The 11,205-nt window shown below is 72.9% G+C and carries 9 protein-coding genes; 6 read left to right on the forward strand and 3 right to left on the reverse strand.

Features of this window, described 5'->3' with window-relative positions:
- Nucleotides 1-48: 48 nt before the first annotated feature.
- From ACIOJE_RS36355 to ACIOJE_RS36365, 3 genes are all read right to left on the reverse strand, one after another.
- Complete coding sequence (locus ACIOJE_RS36355) at nt 49-768, reverse strand: hypothetical protein (protein ID WP_400782407.1); 720 nt, start codon at nt 766-768, stop codon at nt 49-51.
- A 154-nt stretch (nt 769-922) separates the two neighbouring features.
- Entirely contained in the window at nt 923-2,236 is a 1,314-nt protein-coding gene (locus ACIOJE_RS36360) for a cysteate synthase (RefSeq protein WP_400782409.1), read from the reverse strand.
- Between the two features lie 234 nt (nt 2,237-2,470).
- Complete coding sequence (locus ACIOJE_RS36365; protein ID WP_280683162.1) at nt 2,471-2,677, reverse strand: MbtH family protein; 207 nt, start codon at nt 2,675-2,677, stop codon at nt 2,471-2,473.
- Nucleotides 2,678-3,251: 574 nt separating this feature from the next.
- Between ACIOJE_RS36365 and ACIOJE_RS36370 the strand changes: the two genes are divergently transcribed.
- The 6 genes from ACIOJE_RS36370 to ACIOJE_RS36395 form a co-directional block, all read left to right on the forward strand.
- Complete coding sequence (locus tag ACIOJE_RS36370) at nt 3,252-4,505, forward strand: PLP-dependent aminotransferase family protein (protein WP_400782412.1); 1,254 nt, start codon at nt 3,252-3,254, stop codon at nt 4,503-4,505.
- Between the two features lie 155 nt (nt 4,506-4,660).
- On the forward strand, nt 4,661-5,791 hold the full coding sequence (gene dpgA / locus ACIOJE_RS36375) for a 3,5-dihydroxyphenylacetyl-CoA synthase DpgA (protein WP_400782414.1): 1,131 nt from the start codon (nt 4,661-4,663) through the stop codon (nt 5,789-5,791).
- Between the two features lie 32 nt (nt 5,792-5,823).
- Nucleotides 5,824-6,531, forward strand: a complete 708-nt coding sequence (gene dpgB, locus ACIOJE_RS36380) for an enoyl-CoA-hydratase DpgB (RefSeq protein WP_400782417.1) — start codon at nt 5,824-5,826, stop codon at nt 6,529-6,531.
- A complete protein-coding gene (dpgC, locus tag ACIOJE_RS36385; RefSeq protein WP_400782420.1) occupies nt 6,528-7,904 on the forward strand; it encodes a (3,5-dihydroxyphenyl)acetyl-CoA 1,2-dioxygenase DpgC in 1,377 nt (458 codons plus the stop codon). Before dpgB ends, dpgC begins: the two co-directional genes overlap by 4 nt.
- A 78-nt stretch (nt 7,905-7,982) precedes the next feature.
- Nucleotides 7,983-8,792, forward strand: coding sequence for an enoyl-CoA-hydratase DpgD (dpgD, locus tag ACIOJE_RS36390; RefSeq protein WP_400782423.1), 810 nt, complete (start codon nt 7,983-7,985; stop codon nt 8,790-8,792).
- 308 nt (nt 8,793-9,100) lie between these two features.
- Nucleotides 9,101-11,205, forward strand: a 2,105-nt coding sequence (locus ACIOJE_RS36395) for an AMP-binding protein (RefSeq protein ID WP_400782426.1), incomplete at its 3' end; no start/stop codon positions are given.

Below are 11,205 nucleotides of genomic sequence, written 5' to 3' on the forward strand. Positions count from 1 at the left end.
CGGGGCCGGCTCGCGGTTCACTACTCGCGGTTCACTACTCGTGGTTCACTACTCGTGGTTCACTACTCGTCGTTCACTACTCGCGGTCACTTCTCGCGGTTCCCTGCTCGCGGTTCCCTGCTTGGGCGGGGTGTACCGGCCTTCGGCGGTCACGTGCGCCAGCACGGTGTCGGCGGTGAACGCGGCTTCGCCGAAGGCGCTCGCGAACGCCTCCAGCGCCTCGCCGCTCGGGCGCAGCGGCGCCCCGCTGAGGCGGAGCGTGAGCGGCCGGCCCGGCGGCGCCGGGTCCGCGGCGAGGGCGCCCTCGGTCAGTCCGCACCGGAAGACCGACCGCATGCCGACGTCGACCCCGTTGACCACGCAGGTCCCGAACGCCTGGCCGTCCTGCAGGGTGCCGTTCAGGCTGGTGACCTGCAACCGGACGGTCGGCGTGCGCACCGTCACGCCGCCGTCGAGGAGGCCGTTGCCCTGCGCCTGCGGAAGGTCGGTCGGCGACGGGTCGCCCGTTCCGGACCTCAGCGGGAAGCGCAGCGCCACCCCCTGGGAGTCCTTGACGAGTCGGGCGGGAGCGATGGCTTCGACCGTCGCTTCGAACCGGTCGAGCTGGGCCTGGGCCTGCGGGGTCCAGCGGATCTCGACCCAGCCGTCGGAGATCGTGCCCCACGTGTCGTCGTCGTTCGGGGTGGCACCGGCCGCCGACCCCGTGAAACGGGCCAGCAAGGGGGCGGCCAGGGCGCCGCTCAGGACAGTTCGTCGCGTCGTGCTCATGCTGCGCGTCATCCTTCCTCAGGCCGTCGCACACGGCCCCGGGAGGATCATCCGGCGGCCCGTGCGCCCAGGTCACGAGGGAGGTCTCAAACCACCCGAAAGAGGGACGACCGGCCCTCCAGAGATCCGACCCCCGCAGGATTCTGACGTGGCGTCAGACCGTCATGGGCCGGCGGGCCGCCGCCGTGAGCGCCGCCGCGATCCCGGCGACGCGCGCGGCGTCGTGGGCGGCGGTGCGCGGCACCAGCAGATCGGGCCGGAGGCCGGTCAGGGCGTGGTCCCGGGCCAGCCGGGCCCGGCCGCCTCCGGTCACGTTGAGCAGTACGGGCGCCGCGGTGTCGATCCGCCCGGTCCGGACGGCCTCCCCGAGTGCGGCGAGCGCGACCCCGGCGGCCGGTTCGATGTCGTTCCCCTCCAGTTCGCGGAAGGTGTCCATCGCCACCAGGGCCGACGCCCGGTCGGCGGTGAGGACCTGCCCGGCGCTCTGCGTCAGCGCCTCGCGGAGCCCGCCGCGCACGTCGTACGGCGGGCGCCGGTTGGTCAGTTCAGGCGCGAACGCCCGGGTGGTGGCGAGTCGTTCGTCCGCTTCGGACGCGCACTCCCACGGGCGCTCGCCGGTCCGCCAGGCCCGGTGGACCGGGGCGTACGCGTCGTTCTGCGCCAGGATCAGCTGCGGCAGCGGGCCGGGGCGACATCGAAGCCGCAGCGCGGCCTCGTGCGCCGCGATGGCGCCGGCCCCGCTGCCGATGGCCTGCACGTAGTAGGCCGGCAGTCGCCCCATCTCCTCGGCGGCGGCGAGCAGGACGGTGCCCAGGCCGTCGCGGCGGCCGACGTTCCGGGTGCCGCCCTCCGGGGTGAACCCGGGCAGCGCGGCGAGCGCGTCGCCGAGGGCGATCGCCTCGGCGTAGTCCGCCCCCTCGACGGCGACCAGGCGCACCCACGGCGAGTCCGGGGTGCGGGTGCGCAGCCGGGGCAGCGCGCAGGCGGGCACCACGATGACCACCGGCACCCGGTGGCGCGCGCAGAGTTCGGCGAACGCGGCGGCGGTGTTGCCCGCGGAGGCGACCACCAGGGTGCCGGCGTCCTCCGGGATCCGGCCGAGGACGGTGGCGGCCTCCAACTCCTTGAAGGTGCCGGTCGTCAGGTCGCCACCGCGTTCCGGCCAGTAGCCGTTGAAGGCGATCCACAACTCGTCCAGGCCGAGCGCGGCGGCCAGCCGTTCGCTGCGGTAGACCGCCGTCCGGCCGGTGCCGGCCAGGGTGCGCCGCACCGGCAGCCAGTGGCGGTAGCGGAAGACCCCGCCCGCGGTGGGGTCGGGGATGAAATCGGCGGTCCGGTAGTCGGTCCGCCAGAGCCCGGGCTCGTGCGGCCGCGCGCAGCCGAGGGTCAGGCCATCGTCGGCCTGGTGGTGCCCGCAGGCGGAGCAGACCAGGCGGTAGTGGGGCGCAGGGGTCGGATCGCCGTGCATGGTGCGGGTTCGCTCCCGGTCTGGTCGGTGCGTCGGGGGTCCCGCCGGGCGAGCCGGCCTCCCGGGGCCGGCGCACGTCGCGCGGGGTCGGCCCCGCGCGACGTGCGGGGCCGACGGGTGTTCAGGGCCGGGCGTGCGGGGCCGGAGGGCGTGTGGGCCGGGCATGCCCGCGCGGACCGCGCCGCACGGGCGGGCCCGGCCGCCCGCACGGACCGGCCCCGCAGCGGCCGCCGGTCAGCCCATCGAGCGGATGAGGCTCGCGGGCCGCATGTCGGTCCAGGTGTTCTCCACGTGGTCCAGGCACTCCTGGCGGCCGGCCGGGCCGTACGTGGTGGTCCAGCCCGCGGGCACCTCCGCGAAGACGGGCCAGAGGGAGTGCTGGCCCTCCTCGTTGACCAGGACCAGGTAGGTACCCTCGGTGTCCTCGAACGGGTTCGTCATCGGTGTTTCCTCTCATGGACGGCCGCCGGGGGATGCGCTGATCGACCGTCGGCAGACGGCGGCCAGTGCCTGTCGCGGCCGGTGGTTACGGTGACCGGTGGTTACGGTGACCGGTGCTTGCGGTTGCTCGCGGTGGCCCGGCCGGCTGCGCGCCTCGCCTGCGCTCGGATCGTGCGCGGGCGGGAGGACCCGGCCTGCCCCGCCCCGGCCGTGGAGTCGGCGGAGCCCCGGGCACGGCGCACTCGCGGCTCATGAGCTTCAAGGACGGGACGGAACAGAAGATCGCCGGAATGCTAACGCAAGATGAATTCACCACTCGTCGGCATGCGACAGATCCGGGATTACGCGCTTTCGACTAAGCCTCGGTTGTCACGGACTGAAGACTGTGACTAGCCTGCAGCCCGCGACGCATCGAACGCAAGAGTATGCGATGCCGACCCACGTCAGCAGAGTGCTGAACTCCGCACAGCCCAGAAGGACGAATGTGGTGAACGGCCGACCCGCCCCGAGCGTGGTCACGGAACTTGAACTGTCGGGCCTTCACGATTCCCTCACCGCACCGGTCAGTGAATCGATGAACTTCCTCAACGAGATCGCCCAGCGGTTCCCGGACGCGATATCCCTGGCCGCCGGAAGACCCTTCGAGGGCTTCTTCGACCCGGCCGACGTCCACCGCTATTTCGACGTCTACCGCGAGCACCTCACCACCCGGCTGGGCGGCGACGAGGCCGCCGTCCGGCAGACCCTGCTCCAGTACGGGCGCACCAAGGGCATCATCCACGAGCTGATCGCCGAGCACCTGCGGGTGGACGAGGGCATCACCGCGGACCCGCAGGCCCTGGTCGTCACGGTCGGCTGCCAGGAGGCGCTCTACCTGACGCTGCGCGCACTGCGCCGCACCGACCGGGACGTCCTGCTGGCCGTGACGCCCAGCTACGTGGGCGCGCACGGCGCCGCCCGGCTGGCCGACATGCGGGTCCTGCCGGTCCGGGAGTCGGCCGAGGGCATCGACCTGACGGACCTCTCCGCCCAGGTGGCGCGGGCCCGCGCGGCCGGCCTCAACCCCCGGGCCTGCTACGTCATCCCGGACTTCGCCAACCCGAGCGGGCTCAGACTGAGCCTGGAGGCCCGCCGACGGCTGCTGGAGATCGCCGCCGAGGAGGACCTCCTGATCCTGGAGGACAACCCGTACGGCCTGTTCGGGGATCCGGGCGGCCCACCGACCGTCAAAGCCCTGGACACCACCGCCCGGGTCGTCTACCTGGGATCCTTCGCGAAGACCGGCCTGCCCGGCGCCCGGGTCGGCTACGTGCTCGCGGACCAGCGGGTGGCCGGCACGGACGACACCCTGGCCGACCAGCTGGCCAAGATCAAGAGCATGCTGACGGTCAACACCTCGCCGATCGCCCAGGCCGTCATCGGCGGCAAGCTGCTGGCCCACCAGGGCAGCCTGCGGGCGGCCAACGTGCGGGAGACCGCGCACTACCGGGCGAACCTCGCGCACGTCCTGTCCGGCCTGGAACGACGCTTCGGCCGCGCCGCCGGCACCTCCCCGGACGGCGCGGGCGGCCACCCCTCGGGCGTCTCCTGGAACGTCCCCGCGGGCGGGTTCTTCCTGCTGCTCACCGTCCCCTTCCCGGCCGGCGACGAGCTGCTGGAGGTCAGCGCCGAGAAGTTCCGGGTGCTCTGGACCCCGGTGCACCACTTCTACGCCGACGCGCAGCCCCGCAACGTCATGCGGCTGTCCTTCAGCCACCTCCGGCCGGAGGAAATCGAAGAAGGCCTGAACCGGCTCGCGGACTTCATCCGTTACTGCTGTCGGGATTGACGGATCCACGACGGAATGAACCGGCCCGCGCGTTCCGTACGTTACGTCCAGAGGGCGGCCCACAAGCCGAACAGAAACGGGGAGACCGTGACACCCATCGACCTTTACGCGCCAATACCGCGAAACAGGCCGAGTTACCGGGACCGGATGTACCGATGACGACCACCGCGACCGATCCGGCCCGGATCATCGGAGTCGGTACCGCCGTTCCGGCGAATTCCTATTCCCAGCAGGAAATCCTGGACATCTTCGCCGTCCGGGATCCCCGGGTGCGCTCCCTGTTTCTCAACAGTGCGATCGAGCGCCGCTATCTGACCCTGCCGCCCGAGGGACCCGACGGCTCCCGGGTCATGGAGGTCCAGGGCGAACTGCTCGCCAAGCACAAGGCGCAGGCGGTGGACATGGGCGTCCGCGCCGTCCAGGCGTGCCTCAAGGAGGCCGGTGCGGACCTCGCCGACATCGGCTACGTCTGCTGCGTCACCACCACCGGCTTCCTCACCCCGGGCCTGAGCGCACTGGTCATCCGCGAACTCGGCATCGACCCGCACACCAGCCGCCTGGACGTGGTCGGAATGGGCTGCAACGCCGGGCTCAACGCGCTCAACGCCGTCAACGGCTGGGCACGCGCCAACCCCGGCCGGCTGGCGCTGATGGTCTGCGCCGAGGCGTGCTCCGCCGCCTACGTCTTCGACGGCACCATGCGGACCTCCGTGGTGAACAGCCTCTTCGGGGACGGCTCGGCCGCCGTCGCCCTGGTCGCCGGCGGGGCGGCCGGGGTCGGGGCCCATGACGGGGCCCGGGTTCCAGGAGGAGCCGACACTCCCGGCGAGGCGCCCGCCGCCGAAGGCCCGCAACTCCTGAAGTTCTCCAGCTACATCATCACCGACGCGATCGACGCGATGCGCTACGACTGGGACGACGAGCAGGAGCGGTTCAGCTTCTTCCTCGACCCGCACGTGCCCTACGTGGTCGGTGCCCACGCCGAACTCGTCGTCGACCGGCTGCTCGACGGCACCGGCCTGCGCCGCAGCGACATCGACCACTGGCTGGTGCACTCCGGCGGCAAGAAGGTCATCGACGCCGTCGGCGTCAACCTGGGCCTGACCCGGCACGACCTCCGGCACACCACCAGCGTGCTGCGGGACTACGGCAACCTCTCCAGCGGCTCGTTCCTCTTCTCCTACCAACGGCTGCTGGAGGAGCAGGTGGCGCAGCCCGGCGACCACGGCGTGCTGATGACCATGGGCCCGGGATCCACCATCGAGACGGCGCTGGCCCGCTGGTAGCCGTCCGCACCGAGCAGGAAGACCACACCACCATGACCCACACCCCAGAGCCGCTGCTCATCGACGGCGGCCGACCGCTCTCCCCCGAGACCGTGCAGGCCCTCAACGCGCTCTGCGACCGGGCCGAGGACGCCGACGGCCACGCCCCGGTGGTACTCCGGGTCTCCGGCGCGCCCACCGCCCCGACGGCCACCCCGCCGCTGACCCTGGTCAACAAGTGGGAGCGCGCGCTGCGCCGCCTGGAGCGCCTGGAGCGGCCGACCGTCGCCCTGGTCGGCGGCGACACCGGCGGCGACTGCGGCGGCACCGCCGTGGAGGCGCTGCTCACCACCGACTACCGCATCGCCCACCCGGCCACCCGGCTGCTGCCGCCCGCCGGCCCGGACGGCGTCTGGCCCGGCATGGCCCTGCACCGGCTCGCCAACCAGGCCGGTGCCGCCGCGACCCGCCAGGTCGTCCTGTTCGGCACCGCCGTCCCGACCTGGCAGGCGCTGACCATGCACCTGTTGGACGAGCTCGCCGACGACCCGGCGGCCGCCCTGGCCGACGCCGCTGACCTGCTCGCCGCGGCCGGGCCCGGACTGTCGATCCGCCGCCAGCTGATGCTCGACGCCACCACCACCGGCCACGAGGAGGCCCTGGGCCGGCACCTGGCGGCCTGCGACCGGGTGCTGCGCCGGGCCGCCGCCGAGGCCGTCGGCCCGGTTCCCCTCGAGGCCCCCGTCGAGGCCGTCGTATGACCGCCGCCCCGGCGTCGGTCGGCAACGCGCGCACCGGCGACAGCGTCGCCACCGACGCCACCGGCGGCAGCAGCCTCGCCGCGGACCGCCGCGCCCTGGCCGACGCCGCCGACCGGGCCGAGGACGCGCTGGCCGCCCTGCCCGTGCCCGCCGAGCGCACCCCCGCCCAGCACGCGCTCGCCACCGACGCCAAGAACGCCGTCCGCACTGTGCGCGGCCGGTTCCTGCGGCTGCACGGCGAGACCGTCTACCGGCAGCTGACCGACGGTCACACCCTGGACCTGCGGCTGCCCGAGCTCGTCGTCGGCGCCACCGAAAGCTGGCCCGGACTGCTCCCCGGCGCCGAGTCGATGGCGGTCGAGCAGGGCCGGCTCCAGGCCGAGAAGGAGGGCCTGGAGATCGACCAGGGCCTCTTCCTGCGCGAGCTGCTCCGCTCGCCCGGCTCCGGCCGGCACCTGATCGACGCGATGGCGCTGCCCACGGCCCGCGCCCTCGACCTGCTGCCCGAGTTCCGCCGCACCGGCACCCTCGACCTCGGCTCCGTCCGGCTGGAACGGCGCGACGGCGCCGCCCACCTCACCATGTGCCGCACCGACTGCCTCAACGCCGAGGACAACCAGCAGGTCGAGGACATGGAGACCGCCGTCGACCTCGCCCTGCTGGACCCGGAGGTCCGGGTCGGTCTGCTGCGCGGCGGCGAGATGACCCACCCCCGCTACCGGGGCCGCCGGGTCTTCAGCGCCGGCATCAACCTCAAGAGCCTGCACACCGGCCGGATCTCGCTGGTCGACTTCCTGCTCCGGCGCGAACTCGGCTATCTCAACAAGATCTTCCGGGGGCTCCGGGTCGAGCACTCCGGTGCCTGGCACACGCCCGTGATCGAGAAGCCGTGGGTGGCGGCCGTCGACACCTTCGCCATCGGCGGCGGCGCCCAGCTGCTGATGATCTTCGACCGGGTGGTCGCCGCGTCCGACTCCTACGTCAGCCTGCCGGCCGCCCAGGAGGGCATCGTGCCCGGCGCCGGCAACCTGCGGCTCGGCCGGCTGGCCGGCGGCCGGGTCTCGCGGCAGGTGGTGCTCTGGGGCCGCCGGATCCACGCCACCGAGCCCGACGCCCGGCTGCTGCTCGACGAGGTCGTCGAACCGGATCTGATGGACCGCGCCGTGGCCGAATCCCTCGAACGGCTCGACAGCCCCGCCGTGGTCACCAACCGCCGGATGCTCAACCTCGCGGAGGAGCCGCCGGAGCAGTTCCGGCAGTACATGGCCGAGTTCGCCATGCAGCAGGCCCTGCGCCTCTACAGCCAGGACGTGATCGGCAAGGTCGGCCGCTTCTCGGCGGCCGCCACCACTGCAGCTGCTGCTGCCGCCTGACCGTCCGCCACCGGCCGACCACCGCCGCCCGGACGGTGGTCGACGGACCCACGTACCCCCAGAAGAGCCGGAGAGCCGATGGAGCTGGCAGACCTCACCCGGATCCGCTACGAGAAGCACGGCCGCGTCGCCCGCGTGACGCTCGACCGACCCGACCGCCTGAACGCGATGGACCTCCGCACGCACGAGGAGCTCGCCCTGGTCTGGGACGACTTCGAGCAGGACGACGAGCTCTGGCTCGCCGTGCTCACCGGCGCCGGGGAGCGCGCCTTCTCCGCCGGCCAGGACCTCAAGGAGCTCGCCGCCCGGATCGCCGACGGCAGCAACACCCCCGCCACCTTCGGCAGCCGCGGCAAACCCGGCTGGCCCCGGCTCACCGAGCGGTTCGAGCTGGCCAAGCCCGTGATCGCCCGGGTCAACGGCCACGCCTTCGGCGGCGGCTTCGAGCTGGCACTCGCCTGCGACATCGTCGTCGCCGCCGACACCGCCACGTTCGCCCTCCCCGAGGCCAGGCTCGGCCTGATCGCCGGGGCCGGCGGCGTCTTCCGGCTCACCCGGCAGGCCCCCTACCGGGCCGCCCTCGGCCACCTGATCACCGGTCGCCCGATGACCGCCGCCCGGGCCCACGCACTCGGCCTGGTCAACGAGGTGGTGCCGGCCGCCGAACTGGACGCCTGCGTGGACACCTGGGTCACGGACATCCTCGGCTGCGCCCCGCTCGCGGTCCGCGCGATCAAGGAGGCGGCCGCCGCGGCCGCGACCATGCCCCTGGAGCAGGCGTTCCGGACCCGCTTCCCGTGGGAGGAGCGCCGCATGCACAGCGAGGACGCGGACGAGGGCCCCCGCGCCTTCGTCGAGAAGCGGCCCCCGCGCTGGCAGGGCCGGTAGGCCGGCCGGGGCCATCTCGTTCGTCGAGACTTAACGCCGAATTCACCTGACGGGCACCTGTGGTGACGGTTCGTCAGGCAGCGTCTCGACGGCGGAGCGTGATCAACGACAGCCGGGCCCGTCCTCGCCCTCGGCCCGCTCCGTCCCCACCGTGCACCACCCCTCGCCGCACCACCCCTCGCCACACCACCTTTCACCCGTGGAACCCTCCACCCGCACCACCCCCTTCGGCCCGCGCGCGGCCGAGGTCGATCGGTCGACGCCGCCCTGTCGCAGCGGCCCCTGGTAAACGAACCGGAGCAATGAAGATGTCGGACACCCAGACCGCCTCCTGGCCGCTGATGGCCGGACAGTCCGGCATGTGGTTCGCCCAGCACCTGGACCCCTCGAACCCGGCCTACCAGATCGCCGAGTGCCTGGAGATCCACGGCCCGGTCGACACCGAGCTGTTCCAGGCCGCCCTGCGCCGGCTCGTCGCCGAGACGGAGATGCTGCGCCTGCGCTTCACCCGGAGCGGCGGCGAGGTGCGCCAGGTCGTCGCCCCGGTACCCGACTCCCCCGTCCAGGTACGGGACGTCGGCGGCGAGCCCGACCCGTGGGCCGCCGTCCAGGACTGGATGCGGGTGGACCTCGCCCATCCGGTCGACCTGGAACGCGGACCGGCCTACGAGATGGCGCTCTTCCCGGCCGGCGACCGGTTCTTCTGGTACCAGCGCGGCCACCACGCGGCCGGCGACGCCTACACCGGCGCCCTCCTCGCCGCCCGCGTCGCCGAGATCTACACCGCCCTGGTCGAGGGACGCCCCGCCCGCGACCCACTGCCGCCTTACCAGAAGCTGCTGGCGGAGGAGGCGGCCTACCGCACCTCCGAACAGTTCGCCACCGACCGCCGGTACTGGACGGAACAGTTCGCCGACCACCCGGAGGCCGTCAGCCTCGGCGGACGCTTCGCCCCCGCCGCCCACGCCTGCATCCGCCACATCGAGGACATCGCGCCCGCGACGGCCGACCGGCTGCGCACCGCCGCCCGTCGGCTCAGGACCAGCCTGCCCGTCCTCATCATGGCCGCGACCGCCCTCTACACCCACCGGCTCACCGGGGCCGAGGACCTCGTCCTCGGCCTCCCCGTGGCCGGCCGCAGCACCGCGCTCCAGCGCAGCACCCCCGGGATGCTCGCCAACGTCCTGCCGATCCGCCTCACCGTCCGCCCCGGCACCTCGCTCACCGACCTCACCCGCCAGGCCAGCAGCACCATGCGCCAGGCCCTGCGCCACCAGCGCTACCGCTACGAGGACCTCCAGCGCGACCTCAACCTGGTCGGCGCCGGCGACGCCCGCCTGTTCGGCACGCTCGTCAACGTGATGGCCTTCGACTACGACCTGCGCTTCGCCGGGCACCCCACCACCGCGCACAGCCTCACCAACGGCTCCGTCGACGACCTGTCGTTCGTGGTCTACGACCGGGGGGCCGACAAGGGCATGCAGCTCGTCGTCAACGCGAACCCCGGCGTATACGACCCGGCCGACGCCGCCGACCACGCCCGGCGGCTCGCCCGCCTGCTGGAGACGCTGGCGGACGTCGACGAACCGGCTGTCCCGCTCGCCCGGGTCGATCTGCTCGGCCCGGCCGAGCGGGAACGGGTGTTGGAGGGGTGGAACGACACGGCGGCCGAGGTCCCGGCGGGCACCCTGCCCGAACTGTTCGAGGCCCGCGTGGCGCAGGTACCGGACGCGGTGGCGGTGGTCTTCGAGGACGAGTCACTCACCTACGCGGAGCTGAACGCGCGGGCCAACCAGGTCGCGCACCTGCTCACCGAGCAGGGTGTCGGCCCCGAGACGGTGGTACCCGTCCTGATGGAACGCTCCATCGAGATGGTCACCGCGCTCCTCGGCATCCTCAAGGCCGGCGGCGCCTACCTGCCCGTCGACCCCGACTACCCCGCCGAGCGCATCGACTACCTGCTCGACCAGGCGGGTGCTCCGATCACCGTTGACCGCAGCGTCCTTGAGACGGCGTCGAGCCACCCGACAACGAACCCGACAGGCCGGACCCTGTCCCCTGAGCACCCCGCGTACGTCATCTTCACCTCCGGCTCCACCGGTCGACCCAAGGGCGTCGTCGTCCCCCACGCCGGAATCGTCAACCGCCTCACCTGGATGCAACACGCCTACAGCCTCACCGCCGATGACCGGGTCCTGCAGAAGACACCATTCGGCTTCGACGTCTCCGTATGGGAATTCTTCTGGACCCTCCTCGAAGGCGCCACCCTCGTCATCGCCCGACCCGGCGGCCACCGCGAACCCGCCTACCTCGCCAAGCTGATCCAAGACGAAGGGGTGACCATCACCCACTTCGTGCCATCCATGCTCCAGGTCTTCCTCCAGGAACCCACCGCCACCACCTGCACCACCCT

This window comes from Kitasatospora sp. NPDC087861 (genome assembly GCF_044742585.1).
Classification (GTDB): domain Bacteria; phylum Actinomycetota; class Actinomycetes; order Streptomycetales; family Streptomycetaceae; genus Kitasatospora.